Source organism: Corallococcus aberystwythensis, assembly GCF_003612165.1.
GTDB classification, from domain to species: domain Bacteria; phylum Myxococcota; class Myxococcia; order Myxococcales; family Myxococcaceae; genus Corallococcus; species Corallococcus aberystwythensis.
This window is the reverse complement of record NZ_RAWK01000179.1, coordinates 1-21019: the sequence shown is the minus strand read 5'-3', so window position 1 is coordinate 21019 and position 21019 is coordinate 1. Positions and strand designations below refer to the sequence as shown.

16 protein-coding genes and 1 pseudogene are annotated in these 21019 nt (G+C 70.1%); 12 read left to right on the top strand and 5 right to left on the bottom strand.

Annotation, left to right across the window (positions count from 1 at the left end; all coding sequences use genetic code 11):
- Window positions 1-217: 217 nt before the first annotated feature.
- From D7W81_RS26610 to D7W81_RS26595, 4 genes are all read left to right on the top strand, one after another.
- Window positions 218-802 (top strand): TetR/AcrR family transcriptional regulator, encoded by a 585-nt coding sequence (locus tag D7W81_RS26610; RefSeq protein WP_120558199.1) that lies wholly within the window; start codon window positions 218-220, stop codon window positions 800-802.
- Between the two features lie 98 nt (window positions 803-900).
- Window positions 901-2016 (top strand): aldo/keto reductase, encoded by a 1116-nt coding sequence (locus D7W81_RS26605; RefSeq protein WP_120558198.1) that lies wholly within the window; start codon window positions 901-903, stop codon window positions 2014-2016.
- Window positions 2017-2132: 116 nt separating this feature from the next.
- Complete coding sequence (locus D7W81_RS26600) at window positions 2133-3899, top strand: glycoside hydrolase family protein (RefSeq protein ID WP_120558197.1); 1767 nt, start codon at window positions 2133-2135, stop codon at window positions 3897-3899.
- Window positions 3900-3916: 17 nt separating this feature from the next.
- Window positions 3917-5116, top strand: a complete 1200-nt coding sequence (locus D7W81_RS26595) for a spore photoproduct lyase family protein (RefSeq protein WP_244227446.1) — start codon at window positions 3917-3919, stop codon at window positions 5114-5116.
- Between the two features lie 12 nt (window positions 5117-5128).
- Here D7W81_RS26595 and D7W81_RS26590 read toward each other — a convergent pair whose 3' ends face one another.
- The 3 genes from D7W81_RS26590 to D7W81_RS26580 are packed head-to-tail and all read right to left on the bottom strand — an operon-like array spanning window position 5129 to window position 9515.
- On the bottom strand, window positions 5129-7585 hold the full coding sequence (locus D7W81_RS26590) for an Ig-like domain-containing protein (RefSeq protein ID WP_147445629.1): 2457 nt from the start codon (window positions 7583-7585) through the stop codon (window positions 5129-5131).
- A 59-nt stretch (window positions 7586-7644) separates the two neighbouring features.
- Window positions 7645-7968, bottom strand: coding sequence for a hypothetical protein (locus D7W81_RS26585; RefSeq protein ID WP_120558195.1), 324 nt, complete (start codon window positions 7966-7968; stop codon window positions 7645-7647).
- Complete coding sequence (locus tag D7W81_RS26580; protein WP_120558194.1) at window positions 7965-9515, bottom strand: alpha/beta hydrolase-fold protein; 1551 nt, start codon at window positions 9513-9515, stop codon at window positions 7965-7967. The genes D7W81_RS26585 and D7W81_RS26580 overlap by 4 nt, the downstream gene beginning before the upstream one ends.
- A 228-nt stretch (window positions 9516-9743) precedes the next feature.
- On the opposite strand from D7W81_RS26580, the gene D7W81_RS26575 reads away from it, so the two are divergent.
- Window positions 9744-9947, top strand: coding sequence for a YtxH domain-containing protein (locus tag D7W81_RS26575; RefSeq protein WP_120558193.1), 204 nt, complete (start codon window positions 9744-9746; stop codon window positions 9945-9947).
- A 111-nt stretch (window positions 9948-10058) separates the two neighbouring features.
- On the opposite strand, the gene D7W81_RS26570 is transcribed toward D7W81_RS26575, so the two are convergent.
- On the bottom strand, window positions 10059-11438 hold the full coding sequence (locus D7W81_RS26570) for a hypothetical protein (protein ID WP_120558192.1): 1380 nt from the start codon (window positions 11436-11438) through the stop codon (window positions 10059-10061).
- 355 nt (window positions 11439-11793) lie between these two features.
- On the opposite strand from D7W81_RS26570, the gene D7W81_RS26565 reads away from it, so the two are divergent.
- Window positions 11794-12624, top strand: coding sequence for an urease accessory protein UreD (locus D7W81_RS26565; protein ID WP_120558191.1), 831 nt, complete (start codon window positions 11794-11796; stop codon window positions 12622-12624).
- 1 nt (window position 12625) lies between these two features.
- On the opposite strand, the gene D7W81_RS26560 is transcribed toward D7W81_RS26565, so the two are convergent.
- The gene (locus tag D7W81_RS26560) at window positions 12626-13855 is read right to left on the bottom strand and encodes a hypothetical protein (protein WP_120558190.1); all 1230 of its coding nucleotides are present in this window, start codon (window positions 13853-13855) and stop codon (window positions 12626-12628) included.
- Window positions 13856-13979: 124 nt separating this feature from the next.
- Here D7W81_RS26560 and ureA point away from each other — a divergent pair, with 124 nt between their 5' ends.
- From ureA to D7W81_RS26530, 6 genes and pseudogenes are all read left to right on the top strand, one after another.
- Window positions 13980-14765, top strand: coding sequence for an urease subunit gamma (ureA, locus tag D7W81_RS26555; protein WP_120558189.1), 786 nt, complete (start codon window positions 13980-13982; stop codon window positions 14763-14765).
- Window positions 14762-16477: an urease subunit alpha gene (gene ureC, locus D7W81_RS26550; protein ID WP_120558188.1), complete on the top strand. Its 1716-nt coding sequence runs from the start codon at window positions 14762-14764 to the stop codon at window positions 16475-16477. Before ureA ends, ureC begins: the two co-directional genes overlap by 4 nt.
- A gap of 11 nt (window positions 16478-16488) precedes the next feature.
- On the top strand, window positions 16489-17151 hold the full coding sequence (locus D7W81_RS26545; protein WP_120558187.1) for an urease accessory protein UreF: 663 nt from the start codon (window positions 16489-16491) through the stop codon (window positions 17149-17151).
- Between the two features lie 26 nt (window positions 17152-17177).
- Entirely contained in the window at window positions 17178-17894 is a 717-nt protein-coding gene (gene ureG, locus D7W81_RS26540; protein WP_120558186.1) for an urease accessory protein UreG, read from the top strand.
- A 74-nt stretch (window positions 17895-17968) separates the two neighbouring features.
- Entirely contained in the window at window positions 17969-20464 is a 2496-nt protein-coding gene (locus D7W81_RS44205) for a sensor histidine kinase (protein WP_279637856.1), read from the top strand.
- A gap of 56 nt (window positions 20465-20520) precedes the next feature.
- Window positions 20521-21019: pseudogene (locus D7W81_RS26530) on the top strand (sensor histidine kinase); the annotation flags it as partial.

Here is a 21019-nt window from a genome sequence, read left to right as displayed (position 1 = left end):
CCCCAGCGCCCCATGCCCACCTTCGCCACCCCGCGCCGCGTCCCCCACGGCGTGACGCTCATCGGCCAGCTCTTCGACGAGGGCACCCTGGGCCGCGTGGGCATCGCCCTGGAGCGGGCCTCCGGCGTCGCCGGGGAGCGCCCGCCCGGCTTCTAGCCGCCAGAGCCCCCGGACCGATTATTTTGACAGGTCAGTCCAGAATCATTACGTAGGGGGCATGGCACGCACGAAGGAGTTCGACCGCGACGAGGCCGTGCGCCGGGCGATGCAGGTCTTCTGGGAGCAGGGCTATGAGGCCACCTCCACGGACGACCTGCTGCGCGCCATGGGCATTGGCCGGCAGAGCATGTACGACACCTTCGGGGACAAGCACGGCCTCTACCTGGAGGCCCTGCGCGCCTACCAGGCGGAGTACAGCGCCAACCTGGTGGAGTGCCTGCGCTCCCACCCGTCACCCCTGGGCGCCATCCGCGAGTTCCTCCTCTCCATCCCCAACGGCACCCAGAAGGCGCGCGCCCGGGGCTGCCTCTCCGTGAACGCCACCGCGGAATTGGCGAGCACGGACCCGGACGTGGACACGCTGCTCAAGAGCGGCGGAGCCCTGGGGCAGGCCGCGCTGGAGCGCGTCGTGAAGGAGGCCCAGCGCAAGGGCGAGCTCAGCCCGAAGCTGGACGCCCGCGTCGCCGCCAGCTTCCTCCTGGCCACCATCGGGGGGCTGCGCCTGAGCGCCAAGGCCGGCACCCCGCCGGAGGCCCTGCGCGACGTCGTGGACTTCGCCCTCGCGGGCCTCAAGGCCCGGTAACACCCCCTGCTTTCGTCGCGGGATGCCCCGCGCGCCGTCTTCGCATGCCTGTATCTGGATTGATCAGTCCAAATAAGCCGCTGGAAGGGAGCCTCACCATGTCGATGGACCGCTACTACCTGCTGGGCCGTTCGGGGCTGCGCGTCAGCCCGCTGTCGCTGGGCACGCTGACGTTCGGGAAGGACGGGCCGCTTGGCGGCACCTGGGGCGCCACGGAGGACGTGTCCCGGACGCTGTTCAACCGCTACCTGGACGCGGGCGGCAACTTCGTGGACACCGCTGACCTCTACACCCACGGCTCCAGCGAGACGCTCATCGGGAAGTTCCTGGAGGAGCGTGGCGACCGGGACCGCGTCGTCCTCACCACCAAGTACTCCTACAACGCCACCCGCCCGGGGGATCCGAACGCGGGCGGCAACAGCCGCAAGAACATGCTGCGCGCGGTGGAGGCGTCACTGAAGCGGCTGCGCACGGACTACATCGACCTGTACCTGTTGCATACCTGGGACCGCATCACCCCGGCGGAGGAGGTGGTCCGCACGTTCGACGACCTCGTGCGCGCGGGGAAGATCCGCTACGCCGGCCTCTCTGACGTGCCGTCCTGGTACGCGGCCCGCGCGCAGACCTGGGCGGAGGCGCACGCGCTCACGCCGCTCATCAACCTGCAGCTCCAGTACTCACTGGTGGAGCGCAGCCTGGAGCACGAATACGTGCCGCTGGCCCAGACGCTGGGCCTGGGCATCACCACCTGGAGCCCGCTGGGCATGGGCCTGCTCTCCGGCAAGTACCGGCCGAGCGAAGCCGGCGCCCAGGGAGGTGGCCGCCTCAACACGGCCGCGGGCGGCCAGCTGGGCATGTTCACGGAGCGCAACTGGCGCATCGTCGCCACGCTGGAGCAGGTGGCCAGGGAGCTGGGCCGCGACATGTCCCAGGTGGCGCTCAACTGGGTGGCCACGCAGCCCGGGGTGGGGTCGGTCATCATCGGCGCCACGAATCCCAAGCAGCTGGACGGCAACCTCGCGGCGCTGGACTTCACGATTCCCGACGGCCTGCGCCGCCAGCTGGACGAGGCCAGCGCTCCGCCCGTGCCATTCCCTCACGGCATGTTCAGCAATCCCTACCAGCTGAACCTGCACGGCAACGCCGCCGTGGGGGACAAGCCCGCGGGCTACACGCAGCCCGTGTTCACGGGCACCGCGCCCCGGGTCGGGTAGGGCACACCCGTCCCTCCACCAGGGCGGGGCGGACAGCCCGCTTGCGACCCCGGGGCCGGTGTTCCCCGGGGTGGCACACCGGCACCTTCCGCGCCTGTCAGACAGAGGGAGTGTGTATGGGATTGTCCAAGCCGGGAGTGAAGCTGTGGTGGATGTTGGCGTTGCTGGTGGCGCCGGTGGCGAATGCCTTCACGGACGCGGACGCGGTGCGGGTCTTCACCTTCGCTCGCGCGCAGCTCGCGGACACGATTCTGGAGCTGCCCAACGTCAACCGGTCGCCCAAGGCGTCCCTGTCCAACGGGACGTGGACCACGGTGGCCAACACGGACCGCATCGCCTGGACGCAGGGCTTCTTCCCCGGGAGCATGTGGTACATGTTCCAGGTCGCCAACGAGCCCTACTGGCGCGACCGCGCGGACATGTGGACGCGCCCCCTGGAGGTCCAGAAGACCAACACGGAGACGCACGACCTGGGCTTCAAGATGTACAACAGCTACGGCAATGCCTGGCGGCTCACCGGCGACCCGTACTACCGCGACGTGCTGCTCACCTCCGCCGCGTCGCTGGCCACGCGCTACAACAGCACCGTCGGCATCATTGATTGTTGTGATTGGAACTCGAACTGGAACATCCCGCTCGTCACTGACACGATGATGGACATCGAGCTGCTGCTCTGGGGCGCCCAGAACGGCGGGCCCGCGGTGTGGCGCACCATGGCGGTGAACCACGCGCTCCGGACGCTCCAGGACGCGGTGCGCGCCAATGGCAGCTCGTTCCACTACGTGGACTACAACAACAACGGCACCATCCGTTCGCGAGGCACCTTCCAGGGCTACTCCGCCAGCTCCACCTGGGCGCGCGGGCAGGCGTGGCTCATCTACGGCTACACCATGGTGTACCGCTACACGCAGGACGCGCGCTTCCTCACCGCGGCCCGCCGCGTGACGGACTACTACCTGGCGAACCTGCCCGCGGACCGCGTGCCCAACTGGGACTTCAACGCGCCCAGCCAGTCCAAGGACTCCTCCGCCGCGGCCGCCGTCGCGTCCGCGCTGCTGGAGTTGAGCACCCTGGAGACGGACGCCGCCCGGCGCACCACCTACCGCACCGCCGCGCTGGCCATGCTCGACTCGCTGGCGTCGCCCGCGTACTTCGCGCAGGGCACCAACAGCCCGGGCCTGCTGCTGCACGGCGTGGGCAACTACCCGGCGGGCCAGGAGATCAACGTCAGCCTCATCTACGGCGACTACTACTTCCTGGAGGCGCTGCTGCGCTTCAACCCGCGCCCCAACTACCCCTGGTACTCGAAGCTGGCGATTCCTCGGGGCCAGCACCTGCTGGGCACCAGCAACACGGGCACACGCATCGTGGAGTTCGACCTCACCCCGCTGGCGGACAACCTGGGCGGCGGCGTGGTGGGCTGGACGGACAGCTCCACGGAAGTGACAGCCTTCAACCGGCTGAACATGGCGCTGCGCATGAGCGAGGACGGCATCTTCCAGGTGCGAAACGGGGCGGGCTACTCGTGGATCCGCCGGGTGCCGTACGTGCGCGGCCAGACGTACCACTTCCGCATGAACGTGGACCTGCTCGCGCAGCGCTACACCGTCTGGGTGACGCCGCCGGGAGCCGCGGAGGTGCTGCTCGTGGACCGCGTCGCGTTCCGTTCGGACGGGCCGCCCATCAACGACCTGGGCCGCGCGGCGGTCATCTCCACCGTGACGGACAGCGACTTCCGGGTGAACAACCACCGCGTCTACGCGCCCACCGCCAGCGTGGCCGCCGCGCTGGCCCCCCCGGTCCCCCTGCCTGATGCCCTGTGGAAGCAGTTGGATGCACCGGCCCCGGTCTCCACGGGCCCCGTGGTTCCATCCGAGCGCTGACAGCAGGCGCCTGTCCGGTGGCCCGCCCATCGTCGGGGTGGGCCACCGCGGGTGCATGGAAGACGGAACGCGGTTACATCCGCCAGGTGACGAACCTGGACCTCTTCCTCCCGGAACCCGCTCCGCGCCCCGCCACCGTCCCGTCGGGCCCCGGCCCGCTCGACCGGCTGCTGAAGGTGTCGCGCATCTACCTGGAGCCCGGGGTGCTCGAGCACGCGCGCGGCCGGGAGATATTGGCGCGGTACCCGGACGCGGAGCGGGTGGAGGTGGCCTCGCACCAGCGCATCCCCGGTCTCTTCGGCAACGAAGGCAACGTGGAGGCGTGGAACCGCATCAAGGGCACCACCCTGGTGCTGGGCGTGAAGAAGACGCTGTCCTTCATCGCCAATGATCGCAGCTCGGACTTCATCGCGCCGTCCACGGCGAACGGCTGCGTGATGGCATGCGCGTACTGCTACGTCCCGCGCAACAAGGGCTATGCGAACCCCGTCACGGTGTTCGTGAACATCGACCGCCTCCAGGAGGCCATCCGCAAGCACGCGCACAAGCGCGGGCCCAAGCTGGAGCCCAACACCGTGGACCCCCACGCGTGGGTCTACGACATCGGGTGCAACAGTGATTGCTCGGCGGACGCGGCCATCAGCGACAACGTGCGGGACCTGGTGCGGCTGTTCACCACGCTGCCCAACGCCAAGGCCAGCTTCGCCACCAAGCTGGTCAACCGCGAGCTGCTCACCTACGAACCGAAGGGCAGGACCCGCATCCGCTTCAGCCTGATGCCGCACGCCCCGGCGAAGCTGCTGGACGTGCGCACCAGCCCCATCGCGGAGCGCATCGCCGCCATCGACGACTTCGTGGCCGCGGGCTACGAGGTGCACCTCAACTTCTCCCCCGTCATCCTCCACGAGGGCTGGCAGGACGCCTACGTGGAGCTGTTCCAGCAGGTGGACGCCGGCATCAGCGAGCGGGCGAAGCAGCAGTTGGCGTGTGAAATCATCTTCCTCACGCACAACGCGGGCCTGCACGAGGTGAACCTGGGCTGGCACCCGAAGGCGGAGCAGCTGCTGTGGCGGCCCGAAATCCAGGAGACGAAGGTGTCCCAGGGCGGCGGCGTCAACGTGCGCTACCGCACCGGGTTCAAGGGCCGCCACGTGGCGGAGTTCCAGGCCCTGCTGGCGAAGCACCTGCCGTACTGCCGCGTGCGCTACGCCTTCTGATTCGAGGAGGGCTCAGGGTTGGCGCTGCGGCTGCAATATCCAGGAGTAGGTGGTGTCCGAGTCGATGTACTGGCCGGACAGCTCTCCCGAGGACGACACCACCGGCTTGGTTCCCCCCGCATCCGTGAAGAGGACGTTGCCGGGCAGGTCCAGCTCGGGTCCACGGCAGTCAGGGCCACCGCTGACGTTGAGGTTCACGAGCGTCGGATCGGCGAGCGCCGCCGTGTAGGAGCGCGAGGGGTGTGACAGCCAGTCCTGGGTGTCGGGATCCGGTGACGTCGGTTCGTTGAAGGGGTTCAGCATCAGGATCCCGCCCCCGGGCAGCAGCGGGTACGGCGTGGGCCCGTGCGTGTACCTGCACCCTCCGGACACGTAGTCGACGTCGAGCGTGAAGTCGCCGGCGGGCTGCATGAGCATGGAGCCTCCCACCCGCTTCGTGTGAGGGATGAGCGGGTGCTCGAAGTCCGGGTCCTCGAAGCCGCCCAGCACCTGGAGCTCCACGTTCGTGTCGATGATCTTCCGGCCTGACGACCAGGTCTTTCCCTTCAGGACGGACCTCGTGGTGCCCTTGAACCTCCAGCAGCCCACGTTGTTGCGCTTGAGGAAGGGCCTCTCCGCCGCCTCCAGCTTCCCGCCGCCGGCGGGGTCGAACTTCGCGTTGCTGACGATGACGACGAGCTCCTGGACCCGCTGGGACTTCATGTCGCGGCAGAAGCCCACGTACTCGTATTCGCTCCAGTCCTCGTCGTGCCACGCCCCGGCCTCGTCCTTCCAGAGCGCGAACACCTTCACGGGGTCCTTCGCGGCGGTGATGTTCTGGAACCACCCGTTGTGGAAGAGCACGGAGCGGGTGCCCGGGTCGCTGAACGTGATGCGGTAGTAGCGGTTGGACAGGTTGTCCAACTCGTCGTGGATGTTGTCCGAGGCCTCGGGCCAGCCCGACAGGTCCGCGTTGAGTTCGCCGTACTTCACGTTCTCATCGAGGTCGTCCCACTGCTTGAAGGACCCCGCCCGGGTCTTGTTGGGGGCCCCGTTCCAGAGGGTCTTCCCGAACTCCGGCCAGACCTTCTCGAAGCCGCCGGGGAGGACGGAGTCCACCGCGGTGAGGCTGGAGGTCTCCGTGGTCAGCTTCGCCAGCGCGGCCACCACGACCGCCGGGCCGTACTTCTTCTCCAGGTATTGGAAGAGCAGGTAGGCGCCGTAGTCGCGCTCGGCGAACTTCGCTCCGCTGTTCCTGCAGTGGCCTGTGGACCGGCTCTCCAACGGCAGGCTCGGGGAGTTCATGAAACAACCGGCGAACATGTGTTCGTACTGCTGGTTCGCCCCCACCAGGAGCGTTGGATACACATGGTCGATGGCCCAGTTCGCGGTCGCGTCGCGGATCCACCCGTAGTCGGCCTGCCACCCCTTCGTCTTGTAGGACCACTGGATGGCGTGCATCAGTTCGTGCGTCGCCGCCCCCTTGAGGGCGTTGTCGTCGGTATTGTCCTTCAGCAGGATGTAGGTGGGAGCCTGCGTGGGGTCCCAGCCTTCAGGGATCGTCAGTCCACGATCGGCCATGTTGACGACCAGGTAGAGGTCGAGCTGGGGGCCTCCCCCATTGCAGGAAAAGTCCTTGTCGGTGAGCGGCTCCTTGAGCCCCAGGGCCATCAGCTTGGGCCAGATTTCCTTCGCGATCGCCGCGTCGAGCCTCATGGCCCGCTTGCGCTGCTCCGGGAAGTTGACCTGGTACCAGATCCGCACCTTGGAGATGGGCTCCGGGATGTATCTCCAGCCGCCGGAGAAGGAGCGGCAGTGCGTATCCTCCATGCTGCTCAACCGGGCATCGGGCGTGGGCGCGTTGAGCCAGCTCCCGGGGTCCGCCGGGCGCAGCAGGTACATCCCGAGCGCCGCCTGCATGGGCGCGGAGAGTGCGTTGAAGCGCTGCCGCAGGTCTTCGAGCGAGGTGGCATCGAATCCCGGCTCGACCCGGGCCTTGTACTGGATGGGCAGCCGGGGGTCGCTGAACGCCGCGTACACCCGGTAGGCCAGCAGCTCCTCGTCGTTGATGAGCCCGGCCTCATGCGCGGCCGTCAGCACCTCCGCGCTCGACGGACTGGATTCGTCGTAAGGCATCACGACCACGGTCACGGTCGCGCTCGCGGACCCGGCCCTGGCCGTGATGACCGCGCCGCCCGGGGCCACGCCCTCCAGCCGGCCCCCGTTCACCGTGACGGCGCCAGCCGGAGCGGCGGACCAGTCCACCCGGACGTCCTCGAGCACCTCGCCAGCGTCGTCGACCGCCAGGGCGCCCAGGGTCAGCGTTTCACCCACCAGCAGCGTCGCCCCACTCGGCGAAAGGGTGAGCGCGGCGACCTTGCCGTTGTCGCCGCCTCCTCCTGGAGACGGATCGGGTTCGGTGGTGCCGCAGGCGAGGACGAACGTGAGCAGGCCCAACGCGAGCCGTGAAGCTCCAGGAACCACGGGCATTTCCAGACCTCAGGACACGGGTGAGGAGGCCTGGGTGTTACGGCGAGCCCTTTTAATATTCACTCCAGGCCCTGGAACCACTCGGCATAGGGCGTGTTGTGCACGAGGCGCCGGTTGAGGTCCGGCGTGCCGTCCGTCCACCACGGCGGGCCCCGTTCCCCCAGGCCCACCTTGGCGCGGTGCACGCGCTGACGGGCGCGGCGCTCCAGGGCCGCGTCCTGCGTGCGCTTCGCCCGGCCCACGTCCGCGCGGGCCCGCATCAGCGCGGCCACCAGCAGCTCCCGCTGCCGGGGCCCCAGCGCCGGGTTGGAGCGGCGCCACAGCCGCCCGTCCACCACCAGGTAGCGTCCATCTGGGGTGGTGGTGGGCGGCGGCTTCGTCACTGCTTCGCGGGATACAGGAAGCGCAGGATGTCACCGAAGCGCGCGCTCCACGCGGCCTCGTTGTGCTGGCCTCCCTCCACCACGGTGTACTTGAGGTCGGAGTCCAGCACCCAGCCCTTGGCCACCAGCGCGTCGCGCAGCGCCTGGGCATCCGCCACCGTCTCCGCCTGGCTGCCGGAGCCTTCGTTGGTGCCGATGTCCTCCCAGATGCGCAGCGCGGGCTTCGCGGTCAGCGCGTTCACCTCCGCGACAATCTCCCGGTCCGCCCACCACACCGACGGCGACACCACGCCCAGGCGGCTGAAGACGTCCGGGTGCTTGAGCCCCAACGACATGGACACGAGCCCACCCAGCGACGAGCCCGCGAGCCCCGTGAACTCCGCCTCCGGCTTCGTGCGGAACTCCGCGTCGATGCGCGGCTTGAGCTCCTGGATGAGGAACTGGCCGTACACGTCCGCGCGGCCCGCGTCCGGGTACTCCGGCGGGAAGGGCACGGGCGTGTACTCCGCGATGCGGTCGCTGGTGTTGTAGACGCCCACGATGATGAGCGGCTCCACCTGGCCGGACTCCACCAGCGCCTGCGCCGTCTCATCCACGTTCCACTCGCCGGCGAACGCGGTGCTGACGTCCATCAGGTTCTGGCCGTCGTGCATGTAGAGCACCGGGTAGCGGCGCGCGGTGTCCGCCTCATAGCCGGGCGGCAGCCAGATGATGACGTCGCGCGGCTTGAGCGTGGAGTTCGCGGGCACGACGTTGCGCAGGTAGCGCACGTCGCCGGTGAGCGGCGGGGGAGGCGGGGGCGTGGAGAGGTCCGCCCAGCCCTTCACCACCACGGGCACGCGCTCGAAGCCGCCGCCGGTGGTGAAGGTGTGGTTGGCCACCTCCGCGCCCGTATCGCTCTTCTCCACCGTCTCCCACGAGCCGCGCGTCACCTTGAACTCCAGGCCCGTGGCCGCGGCGAAGGTGACAGCGCCCGCGTAGGCGTTGTCCACGGCCTTGTAGAGCTCCACCTCCGCGCCATTCCAGTTCCCCAGTTCAGGCTGGTTCCCGGACAGCCACACCTTGGCTCCCGCCGGCGTGATGTCCGGGACCTGGACGATGAACACGGTCCTCGCGCCTGTCTGCCCCCCCTCCGCGCCGAAGCGCTCCACCGTGAGGGCGACAGTCTCCTCGTTCTCCTGGACGGTGAGGGTGTGGTCCGCCTCCGGTGCCCCCTGGGCGTCCAGCGCCACCTGGGCCGTGGGCGCCAGCATCCGCACCGCGTAGGTGAAGGCGTTGCCCTTGGGCAGCCGGGCCTTCAGGCTGAACTCGCGGCCGCCCTGATAGACCAGCTCCAGGCCCCGCCCGTCCGTGCCGCCGAACGTGGCGCTGGGGCCGGTGAGGAAGAGCTCCGCGTCCACCGGCGTCTCCGGCGGCACGGTGAGGTTGAACTGCACGTCGGAGAAGAGCTGCTCGACGGGCTTCGGGTCATCCTTGGAACAGCCCCAGAGGGCCGTCAGCGTCAGGACGAGCAGCAGGGTAGGCCGCGAGGGCCGGGAGAGCGACATGGATGGGTGGGCCTCCGGGGGCGAAGGACACGGGCCCCCTGGTGAAGGCGCACCCTAGCAGCGCGCTCCGACACCTTCAGGAGGGGCAGGACGGCCCCGGACGCACGGTGTGGGCCATCCCGGAGGGCTGACCCCTTGGCAGTTGGTGGACAGTGCCTACCTTGCGCCGCGCACAGGGGAAGGCGGGACGCATGCCGCCAACCCCCTCAAGCGAAGGAGTCGTACCGCATGAAGAAAATGACGCTGCTGGCCCTGACGCTGGGCGCCCTGTCCGTGGGCACGGGCTGCCACCGCAACACCCGCGAGGCCGCCAAGGACGACATGGAGGAGACGGGCGACAAGGCGAAGGACAAGGCCGAGGACGCCGCCGACGCCACGGGCGACGCCATGGAGAAGGCCGGCGACAAGGTCGAGGACGCGACCGACAAGTAGTCATCCGCCGCCTCCGCGCGAGGCAGGAAGACGCAAGCACCCCGGACGCCGGACCCTTCACGGTGCCGGCCTCCGGGGTGTTGTCATTCGCGGAGGATCAGCCGTGTGCGGCTAGAAGCCCGCCGCGAAGTCCTGGAGGAACCAGAACAGGCTGAGCTGGTGGGACGTGCCCTGCGTCGTGCCGTAGTCCGACACGGTCCGGCCCGCCAGCGCGGGAATCTGGGGGCAGGTCAGCTGGCCGTGGATGGCCTGGGCATAGCCGTTGGTGACGAGGGCGCTCGCGAAGCTGGACGTGGAGGGAATCGTCACCTGGCCCGACGTGCTGACCGTGTTGTAGGCGCTGGTGTTCGAGAACGAGACGGCGATCGCGTCCGCGTCGAAGGCGTTGTTCCCGGTGATGAGCTGGTTGATGTACGGCGCGCCGCCGTTCACGCGCCAGGTGCCCGCTTCCCGGGCGGTGGCCACGCCGCTGATGGACGTCCGGCCGGTGACGCGCCCCGTGTGGTCGAAGCGGGCCTGGCACGGCGAGGTGCAGGGGATGCTGACGGGGAAGGGGAAGCGCACCGGGAACACCCCGCCCGGCCGGTGGATGACGAAGTCCCACCAGTAGAAGGAGATCCGGCGCGAGCACCGCAGTCCCAGCGACAGCTGGCTGTTGCCGGCGACCGTCCGGTTGAGGGTCGGGCCCGTCGGGATGGCGTTGGCGCTCAGCGTGTGCTTCGCGCCCGGCCCGTTCCAGCCGTAGATGGTGCGGCCCGAGGAGGCCGTGACGAGGATGGACTGGGTGGTGGTGGGCGTGCGCGTCGTCGAGGTCGTCCAGCCACAGGTGCAGGGGCCGATGACGGGGGACCACCAGGACCACTGCTGGACGTAGACCATGGCCTCGCCGCGCAGGTGCGGGTAGTCCTTGGACACCTCCTTCACCAGGTCGTACTCGCCCTGGCCATACCTCGCCTCGAGGTCCGTGAGGACGGCGTCCAGTTCACTGCTCACGTGCAGGACGTCCTGGTCCGACGTGACGCCCTTGGACACGGTGAGGCTGCACTCCTTGTCGGTCGCGCAGTCCAGGTTCACGTCATAGGGCTGGATGGCCAGCGGCTGGCCCTGCGGATCCTCCAGCACCAGCTTCTGCGCCCAGCCCGTCTCCCAGGGCTTGTCCAGCGCGCCGAAGAGCTTCACCTGGGAGATTGCGCCCGGCTTGGGCGCCACGCTCACGCCCGCGGTGGCGGTGTCCTGGCCGTCATAGGAGATGAGCTTCGAGGACGGGGGCAGGTCGTCCTGCCGGTCCGTCCACAGGATGCTCGCGGTCAGCTCCCCGTCCACCAGCGCCACGTCGAGCACGGTGGCGATGTTCGGGCGGACCTCCCGCGGATCCGCGGCGTGGGCCGGCGCGGCCGCGAGCAGCCCTCCGAGCGCGAGGGACGATGCGGTCAGCGAGCGCAGCCAGGACGGAACAAGGCCGGACAGGCCTCGCGAGGAGTGATGGGGCATGTGGCAGTCCCTTACGGAAGAACGGGGTCCGCCCTCCGGCGTGAAGGGCCGGAGGGCGGTCTCCCTCAGAGCAGGTCCCGTGCCAGGGATTGGCGTGTGTCTGTGATTGTGGCGGGTTTCGGAGGGAATACGTGGTTTTCCACGATGTTTCCGAAAGCGTTTCTTGCGCTGGGAATGTGTCCCTTCCCGTTACGGAAACACCGCCAAGTGTAGCGCGGTGGGCTACAGGCCGGGGTGGTGGCGACGTCCCAGACGCGGCCGATGGGGTACAGGGTCCCACTGGTTCTGTCGCGCGGAACGCTACGCGGGAGCGGTGCGCGGCTTTCCGGCGCGGCTCGCGTGCTAGAAGGGAAGGGTGACTTTCGCTCTCCCCGGCCCGGAGCGCGCGGGCATCGCGCGGCTCGCGTTCGAGCGCTCGGGGCCTCGCACCGTGGTGCGCACCGCGCTGGCGCACAGCCCCCTGCGGCTGCTCACGCCTCGCAACCACGGTCACGCGGCGTGGGCCTATACCAGCTCGTTTGGCGGTGGGCTGGTGGACGGAGACCACCTGCGGCTGGAGGTGGACGTGGCGGAGGGCGCCACGGCGCTGCTCGCCACCCAGGGGGCCAATCGCGTGTACCGCTCGCCCAAGGGCTGCCGCAGCGACCTGTGCGCGCGCGTGGAGCGGGACGCGCTGCTCGCGTGGGTGCCGGACCCCACCGTCTGCTTCACCGGCGCGCGCTATTCCCAGACGCTGGACGTGACGCTGGCGCCGGGTGCGTCGCTGGTGCTCGCGGACGTGGTGACGGCGGGGCGAAGCGCCCGGGGCGAGCGCTGGGCCTTCCTGCACTACGCTTCGCGCCTGCGCGTCGCGAGGGAAGGGCGCGCGCTGGTGGACGAGCGCTGGGTGCTGGACCCCGCGCACGGCGCGCTGCCGGAGCGGCTGGGCCGCTTCGACGCTCTGGCGTCGGTGCTGCTGGTGGGGCCCGCGCTGGCCTCCGCGCGGGAGGCCCTGGCCGCGCGCGTTGCGGGCCTGCCGGTGAAGCCGCGCGCCCGGGAGGTGATTTCCGCCAGCCCCCTGGGCGAGGACGGCCTGCTGCTGCGCGTGGCGGCCGTGTCGCTGGAGACGCTGCTGGCCACCACGCGTGACTGGCTGTCGTTCCTGCCGGGCCTCCTGGGCGACGACCCCTGGGCCCGGCGGGTGTGACTCAGTAACGGGTGATGTCGAAGGTGCTGTAGTCCTTGTACAGCTGATCGATGTGATCCGCCGTCAGGTTGATCGCGTCCTTGTGGTTGTTCGTCTTCCACTCGGCGGTGTTCGCGTCCAGCAGGCGGTTCGGGCCGTCCGTCTTGTGCAGGCCGAGCACGTGGCCCTCCGCGGACTCGCCCGACTTGCGCAGGCCGATGCGGTAGTGGCCGTTGTCCTTCGTGCCGTCGTACAGCTTCTGCGCGAAGGTGTCCTGGGTGATGGGCTCGAAGTCCTGCACCTTCACGCCCGGGTGGCCGCCGCCGCGGCCCGTGCGGAAGTCGCCCACCAGGTCGGAGATGGCCTCCTGCTTCCGGGCGATGGCGTCCTTCTGCGGGCCGAGCTGGGCCATCCCCTCCTTGAGCTCCCGGGTCAGCTGGCCGCGCTGCGCCTCCAAGCCCTGACGCTGCTCCGCCGACAGGCCGGGGTTGGTGAGCAGCTCGTTGATCTGCTTGCGCTGGGCGCTCTTGCCCTTGAGCTGCTCCACGCCGTCCTGGAGCTTCTCGATGTCAGCCAGGTGCGCGCCGTTGAGCTTCGTGAGGGCGTCGCTCTGGAGGTGCTCGGCGTGCTGCTTGTCGATGAGCTTGCCGAAGTGGTTGTCCGTCAGCTTGCCGAACGCCTGCGAGCCCTTCATCGGGTCACCGCCGGCCTCCTTGCCGGTGCGGATCCACTCGGAGGTCATCGCGCTGCACACGCCCGCGTCCGTGCCGGCGGGCAGGTTCGACTGCTTCAGCATCGGGTGGCCGCCCTGGTCCGTGTAGCGCAGCACGTCCGCGCCCGGATTCTCCAGCTTCATGTCCTCGACGATCTTCTGGATTTCAGGGCGCGGCGTCATGGCCTTGCCCTTGCCCGGCGTGCGGCCCAGGGCCAGGTCCGCGATGTCGCTCTCGGAGCGGTTGGGCGACGGCACCTGCGGGCCCTGGAGCGAGCTCGCGTCGATGTTCGGCCGCGACGACGGAGACGCCTGGGTGCTGGAGGACGGCTTGAACGCGTCACCCTGCGGCGTCGTCCCGGTGGGCGTGGTCGGCCGGGAGACGCCCGGCGAGCCCGTGGGCGAGGCCGTAGGAGTCGTCGGCTTCGCGGCGGGCGTCGTCGGCTTCGTGAACGTGCCCTGGGCCACCGTGTTCGTCGTCTTCGGCGGGGCCGGAGGGGCCTTGGGCATCTTGGGGAAGCCGGCCTTGAAGCTCTTCATGGGGGACTCCAGAGGGGGAGAACGGCGCGAGGGGCCCCCATCCTGGCCCACGCTGACGCGTCGCGCTAGGGTCTGACGGGTCGGCGCATCCCGCACCCGGAAGAACTCAAGGGAGTCGGACCCCATGCATCTGTCCCCCCGTGACGTGGACAAGCTGCTGCTGCACCAGGCGGGCGTCGTCGCCCAGAAGCGGCTGGCGCGAGGCCTGCGCCTCAACTACCCGGAGGCCGTGGCGCTCATCGCCACCCAGTTGCTGGAGTACATCCGTGACGGCCGCAGCGTGGCGGAGCTGATGGACCTGGGCCGCCGGTTCCTGGGGCGCGCGCAGGTGATGGACGGCGTGCCGGAGATGCTGGCGGAGGTGCAGGTGGAGGGCACCTTCCCGGACGGCACCAAGCTGGTGACGGTGCACCACCCGGTGGTGGCGGAGCACGGGGACCTGTCGCTGGCCCTCTACGGCAGCTTCCTGCCGGTGCCGCCGCTGGAGCGCTTCACCGTGCCCGCCGCGTCGCCGGAAGGCGCCCCCGGACAGGTGCGCGCGGCGGACGGCACGGTGGATCTCAACGCGGGCCGCAAGGCCATCACCCTGCGCGTCACGCACCGGGGCGACCGGCCCATCCAGGTGGGCAGCCACTACGCGTTCGCGGAAACCAACCGCGCGCTGGTGTTCGACCGGGGCCGCGCCTACGGCCACCGGCTGGACATCCCCGCGGGCACGGCGGTGCGCTTCGAGCCGGGCGAGGTGAAGACGGTGTCGCTGATCCCCATCGCGGGCGAACAGGTGGTGCGCGGCGGCAACGCGCTGGGCAGCGGCAAGGTGTCCGACGAGGGCCGTGAGCGCCTGCTGGAAGCCGTGCGCGCCCAGGGCTTCGGTCACGAGGAAGAGACCCCCGGGGAGGGCCGCTCATGAGCCGCACGCTGGACAGACGCCACTACGCGGACATGTTCGGCCCCACCACGGGGGACCGCGTGCGGCTGGGGGACACCGGACTGTGGCTCCAGGTGGAGCGCGACGCCACCGTCTACGGCGACGAGTGCAAGTTCGGCGGCGGCAAGGTCCTGCGCGAAGGCATGGGCCAGCGCGCGGGCACGGGCGACGCGGACGCGCTCGACTGCGTCATCACCAACGCGCTGGTGGTGGACTGGACGGGCATCTTCAAGGCGGACGTGGGCATCAAGGCGGGGCGCATCTCCGCCATTGGCAAGGCGGGCAACCCGGACGTCATGGCGGGTGTCACGCCGGGCATGGTGGTGGGCGTCACCACGGAGGTCATCGCGGGGGAAGGGCTCATCCTCACCGCGGGCGGCCTGGACACGCACATCCACTTCATCAGCCCCCAGCAGGCGGATGAGGCCATCGCCAGCGGCATCACCACCTGGGTGGGCGGCGGCACGGGCCCCGCCACGGGCACCAACGCCACCACCTGCACGCCGGGCGCGTGGAACCTGGCGCGCATGCTGGAGGCCACGGACACGCTGCCCCTGAACATCGGCCTCACCGGCAAGGGCAACACGTCCCTGCCGGAAGGCCTGTTGGATCAGGTCCGCGCGGGCGCCATCGGCCTCAAGCTGCACGAGGACTGGGGCACCACGCCCGCCGCCATCGACACCTGCCTCACGCTGGCGGACGCGGAGGACGTGCAGGTCACCATCCACACGGACACGCTCAACGAGTCCGGCTACGTGGATGACTCGCTGGCGGCGTTCAAGGGCCGCACCATCCACACGTACCATTCAGAAGGGGCGGGCGGCGGCCACGCGCCGGACATCATCCGCGTGTGCGGCGCGCCCAACGTGCTGCCCAGCTCCACCAACCCCACGCGGCCGTACACGGTGAACACGCTGGATGAGCACCTGGACATGCTCATGGTGTGTCACCACCTGGACCGCGAGATTCCCGAGGACGTGGCCTTCGCGGAGAGCCGCATCCGCGGAGAGACCATCGCCGCGGAGGATATCCTCCACGACCTGGGCGCCATCAGCATGATGGCCTCCGACAGCCAGGCCATGGGCCGCGTGGGCGAGGTCATCACCCGCACGTGGCAGACGGCGCACAAGATGCGCGAGCAGCGCGGGCGGCTCCCCGGCGAGCAGGGGGACAACGACAACCTGCGCATCCGCCGCTACGTGGCGAAGTACACCATCAACCCGGCCATCGCCCACGGGCTGTCCCACGAGGTGGGCTCCGTGGAGGTGGGGAAGCTGGCGGACCTGGTGCTGTGGCGGCCCGCCTTCTTCGGCGCGAAGCCGGAGCTGGTGCTCAAGGGTGGCTTCATCTCGTGGGGCCAGATGGGGGACGCGAACGCGTCCATCCCCACGCCACAGCCGTACCTCATGCGCCCCATGTTCGGCGCGCGCGGAAGGGCGCGGGGCTCCACCAGCATCGCGTTCGTGTCCGGGCGCGCGCTCAGGGAGGGCACCGTGCAGGGGCTGGGGCTCACCAAGCGGCTGTCCGCGGTGGTGAACTGCCGCAAGCTGGGCAAGAAGGACATGCGCCTCAACGACGCGCTGCCCGTCATCACGGTGGATCCAGAGACCTACGAGGTCCGCGCGGACGGAGAGCTCCTGCGCTGCGAGCCCGCCACCTGGTTGCCCCTGGCCCAGCGCTACTCGCTGTTCTGAGAGGGCACGCCATGGCTTCCGGCTGGAGGGTGTTGCAGCTGGCGGACTCGGGCTTTCCCACCGGGGGCTTCGCGCACTCGGGCGGGCTGGAGGCCGCGGTGCAGGCGGGCGAGGTGCGCGGCGCGGCCGACGTGCGCCGCTTCGTGGAGGCGCTGGTGTGGCAGGCGGGCCTGGGCGGCCTGCCGCTGGTGGGCACGGCGTGGCGCGAGCCCGCAACGCTGCCCGCGTTGGATGCGAGGGCGGACGCGTTCCTCACCAACCACGTCGCGAACCGGGCCAGCCGCACGCAAGGGCGGGCCTTCCTGGACACCTGTGCGCGCATCTTCCCGGAGGCCGTGGGGCCGGTGCGCGAGGCGGCCCGCGCGGCCCGCGTGAAGTTCCACCACGCGCCCATGTTCGGCGCGGTGCTGCGCGCGCTGGACGTGGAGCAGGAGGACGCCCAGCGCCTCTTCCTGTCGCTCACCCTGCGGGGCGCGCTGTCCGCGGGCGTGCGCATGGGCGCCATCGGCACGCATGAGTCCCACCAGGTGCAGCACGCGGCCACGCCGCTGCTGGATGCCGTCCTGGAGCAATGCAAGACATTGGGCGTGGAGGACCTGGCCCAGCCCGCGCCGTTCTGGGACCTGGTGGGCGCCACGCACGACCGGCTGTACTCCCGGCTGTTCCTGTCCTGAACCACAGACACGAGAGGAGACGCGACATGCACGACGAAGACCACCGCGGCCATGGGCAGGACGGACACGAGCACACGCACGAGGACTGGGACCACCCGGGCCACTTCGACGCGCGCGACAAGCCGCACCGGCGCGACTACTCGCAGCGCGCCTTCACGGTGGGCATTGGCGGCCCGGTGGGCAGCGGCAAGACGGCGCTGGTGCTGGCGCTGTGCAAGAAGCTGCGCGACCAGTACCGCCTGGGCGTGGTGACCAACGACATCTTCACCAAGGAGGACGCGGAGTTCCTGGTGCGCAACCAGGCCCTGTCCCCGGAGCGCATCAAGGCGGTGGAAACGGGCGGCTGCCCCCACGCGGCCATCCGCGAGGACATCAGCCACAACCTGCTCGCGCTGGAGCAGCTGATGGAGGAGCTGCACCCGGAGCTGCTCATCGTGGAGAGCGGCGGCGACAACCTGGCCGCGCAGTACAGCCGTGAACTCGCGGATTACACCGTCTACGTCATCGACGTAGCCGGCGGTGACAAGGTGCCGCGAAAGGGCGGGCCGGGTATTACGCAGTCGGATCTTTTGATCATCAACAAGACGGACCTCGCACCCCACGTGGGGGCGGACCTGGGCGTGATGGAGCGCGACGCCCGGAAGATGCGAGGCGACGGACCGTTTGTCTTCACGCAGGTCACACGGGATGTCGGTGTGGACGCGGTGGTGGGCCACCTGCTCGACGCCTGGCGGCGGCGCTAAGCACTTGACGAACGCTCCCCGCACCCGACATTCGCGCCCGGCACATCGGGGCGGGTTGTGTCAGGGTGCGCGCCGTGGAACTCCTGAAGCGGGCACGGGTGGAGTGGGTCGCGGCGGTCATCGGCCTCGTGGTGGGCACCTCGATGGTGTTCGTCCCCTACGAGTTCGGATCCTCCCTGTTTCAATACATCTATCCGCACGTCCGGCTGCTGGGGAGCCTGTTCCTCGTCGGCGCGGGGATGATGCTCGTCGCGCTCATGTACCCGGCCTGGCCCGCCTTCGTGGGATGGGTGGGGCGCGCGTTCGTGCTGGCCGCGTTCGCGGTCTACTGGTGGGCGGTCTGCATCCTGCCCGTCAGCCCCACCGGCACCATCCTCTATCTGTTCCTGATGGTCCTGCTCGTCATGGAGCAGCGCACCCTGCGCCGGGGACAGGGCCTGCTGCTGGTGTTCCTGGCCAGCGTGGCGCTGTGCTTCGGGGTGCTGATGGCCTGGGCGCCCCAGGACTTCGTGCGCTTCGCCATGGCGTCGCTGGGGCCCTACATGTGGTGGGCGGGGCTGCTCTTCCTGCTGCTGGGGACGCTGCTCACCGTGGGGCTGTGGCGCCGCAAGCCGCTCCTCTGCCGCCTGGCCCTGGGCGGCCTGGCCCTCCTGTTCCTGAACATGACGGTCGGGGTGGCGTCACGGCGCTCGTGGGCGGGGATGGGCGTGTACAGCGTGCTGACGCTGGCGTGCGCGCTGCTGGCGGGGGGGCGCCAGTGGCCGGTGCTGGTGGGGGTGCGCTGGCGGCTGTTCCGCGGCATGGCGCTGGCGTCGGTGCTGCCCATCGTGGGCGTGGGCGCGATGGCGTCGTACCTCGCGCAGGAGGCCCTGGAGGCGGAGCTGCACGGCAAGGCCCAGCAGGCGGTGGCCGCGGAGACGGCGTGGCTGGAGCAGACGGCCGCCATGGCGAGCTCGCTGTTGCGCGTGTACAGCCGGGGGCCGGGCTTCGTCGCCCTGGTGCGTGAGGGGAACCGCGAGGGCATCCGGGAGCGGCTGGCGCTGCTGGAGGGCGAGTCCGGGCTGTTCGACGCGGCCTGGCTGCTGGATGAGGCCGGCGACACGCTGATGCCTTCGGTGCGGCTGAACCGGGCGAACGGCAACTTCGCGCACCGCGCCTACTTCCAGGAAGCGATGAAGGGCGGCGGCCAGGTGCAGCTGTCGCGGCCCTTCATCACCCGTTCGGGCGAGCCGTACATCGTCTTCACCGTGCCCATGGACCTGGGCACGGGCCGGCGCGCCTTCCTGGTGGGGGGGCTGTCCCTGCGGCGGTTGGGGTTGCAGCCGATGCTCGCCTCTCCGGGCTACCAGGTGGAGATCTTCGACCACCGCGACGGCAGCCTCCTGCGCGAGACGGCGCGGGGGAACGTGCTCACCCGGGCGCCGGTGCTGGACCTGGTCGGGGCGAGGGCGCTGACGCGGCCGGAGGGGCTCCTGGAGACGTTCGATGCCACGGGGGTCCGGTTGGTGGTGGCGCACGCGCAGGTGGCGGGCACGCCGTGGACGGTGGTGGTGACGGCGCGGCTGCGAGATGCGTTCGCGCCGGTGACGCGCATGGGCGCGTGGGTGGTGGCCATCGCGGTGCTGGCGGGCGCCATCGCGCTGCTGCTGTCGCAGTGGGTGGGGCGGGACGTGGCGCAGCGGCTGGAGAGCCTCCGGGACGGCTTCGCCGTGCTGGGCACGCCGTCGGTGGAGCAGCGCGTGCCGGCCCGGGGCGATGATGAGATTGCCCAGCTCACCCTGGGCTTCAACGACATGGCGGCGCGCATCGACCGCACGCAGAAGGAGCTGCGCGAGGCCATCGCCATCCGGGATCAATTCCTGTCCATGGCGAGCCACGAGCTGCGCACGCCGCTGACGCCCTTGAGGGCGACGCTGGACCTGCTCATCCGCCAGCTGGGCTCCGGCCAGGGGACGAATCCGGAGCGGCAGCGCGAAACCATTGCCCGGCTGAACCGGCAAGTGGACCGGCTGACGCGGCTGATTGGCGACATGCTGGACGTGTCGCGGTTGCAGTCCGGGCGCTTCACGCTGACGGTGGCGCCCATGGACCTGACGGCCCTGGCCCGCGAGGTGGTGGAGCGCATCCAGGTGACGCGGCGCGAGCGCGCGGAGCAGCTGACGCTGGAGCTGCCCGCGGAGCCGCTGGTGGGCCGCTGGGACGAGCAGCGGTTGGATCAGCTCCTCACGAACCTGGTGGAGAACGCCCTGCGCTACTCGCCGCCGGGTGCGCCGGTGGTCGTGCGGGTGCGCGAGGATGCGGACGGGGTGCGGGTAGAGGTGGAGGACCGGGGCATCGGCATTCCGGCGGAGAGCGTGCCGCAGCTCTTCACGCCCTTCTTCCGCGCGCGCAACGCGGCCGAGCACTACGCCGGAGGACTGGGATTGGGCCTGGCCATCTGCCGCGAAATCGTGGAGCGGCACGGCGGCGGCATCGGCGTGAGGAGTGACGGGCCGGGGCAGGGCACGTGCTTCACGGTGACGCTGCCCCGCTCGGCCGTCGCGGAAGCGGCCTGCTTCGCGACAGGGTGAGCGCGGCGGCGACAGCCGGGCCGTGCGCTCCCGCCCGGGTTGTGTACTCTGTCTCCGTGGGCATCCTCGAGCGTGCACGGGTGGAGTGGTTCGCGGCGGCCTTCGGGCTCGTCGTGGGCACCACGATGGTCTTCGTGCCCTACGAGTTCGGGGCCGCCATCTTCCAGCTCATCTACCCGTACGTCCGCCCGCTCGGCAGCCTGTTCCTGGTGGGCTCGGCGACGATGATCGCCTCGCTGCTGTACCCCGCATGGCCTGGCCTCGTGGGGTGGCTGGGGCGAGCGCTCTTCCTGGGCGCGGTGGCGTTCTACTGGTGGTCCGCCAACATCCTGTTCCTCAGCCGCACGGGAGCCATCCTCTATCCGCTGCTCGTGGTCATGCTCCTGCTGGAGCGGACCGCGCGCTTCCAGGGGCGCGGGCTGCTGACGGTGTTCATCGCCAGCGTGTCGCTGTCCTTTGGGACGCTGATGCTCCTGAGCCCCCTCGGCTTCCAGCGCTTCTCGCTGCAGGAGGCAGGGGAGGGGGTCCGGCCGCTGGGGGCGGTCCTCCTGGTGG

What these genes read in the sequence shown, in the direction of transcription:
- D7W81_RS26610 (WP_120558199.1), top strand. Translation starts at nt 218, where the DNA reads ATGGCACGCACGAAGGAGTTCGACCGCGACGAGGCCGTGCGCCGGGCG.
- D7W81_RS26605 (WP_120558198.1), top strand. Translation starts at nt 901, where the DNA reads ATGTCGATGGACCGCTACTACCTGCTGGGCCGTTCGGGGCTGCGCGTC.
- D7W81_RS26600 (WP_120558197.1), top strand. Translation starts at nt 2,133, where the DNA reads ATGGGATTGTCCAAGCCGGGAGTGAAGCTGTGGTGGATGTTGGCGTTG.
- D7W81_RS26590 (WP_147445629.1), bottom strand. Translation starts at nt 7,585, where the DNA reads ATGCCCGTGGTTCCTGGAGCTTCACGGCTCGCGTTGGGCCTGCTCACG.
- D7W81_RS26580 (WP_120558194.1), bottom strand. Translation starts at nt 9,515, where the DNA reads ATGTCGCTCTCCCGGCCCTCGCGGCCTACCCTGCTGCTCGTCCTGACG.
- D7W81_RS26575 (WP_120558193.1), top strand. Translation starts at nt 9,744, where the DNA reads ATGAAGAAAATGACGCTGCTGGCCCTGACGCTGGGCGCCCTGTCCGTG.
- D7W81_RS26570 (WP_120558192.1), bottom strand. Translation starts at nt 11,438, where the DNA reads ATGCCCCATCACTCCTCGCGAGGCCTGTCCGGCCTTGTTCCGTCCTGG.
- D7W81_RS26560 (WP_120558190.1), bottom strand. Translation starts at nt 13,855, where the DNA reads ATGAAGAGCTTCAAGGCCGGCTTCCCCAAGATGCCCAAGGCCCCTCCG.
- ureA (WP_120558189.1), top strand. Translation starts at nt 13,980, where the DNA reads ATGCATCTGTCCCCCCGTGACGTGGACAAGCTGCTGCTGCACCAGGCG.
- ureC (WP_120558188.1), top strand. Translation starts at nt 14,762, where the DNA reads ATGAGCCGCACGCTGGACAGACGCCACTACGCGGACATGTTCGGCCCC.
- D7W81_RS26545 (WP_120558187.1), top strand. Translation starts at nt 16,489, where the DNA reads ATGGCTTCCGGCTGGAGGGTGTTGCAGCTGGCGGACTCGGGCTTTCCC.
- ureG (WP_120558186.1), top strand. Translation starts at nt 17,178, where the DNA reads ATGCACGACGAAGACCACCGCGGCCATGGGCAGGACGGACACGAGCAC.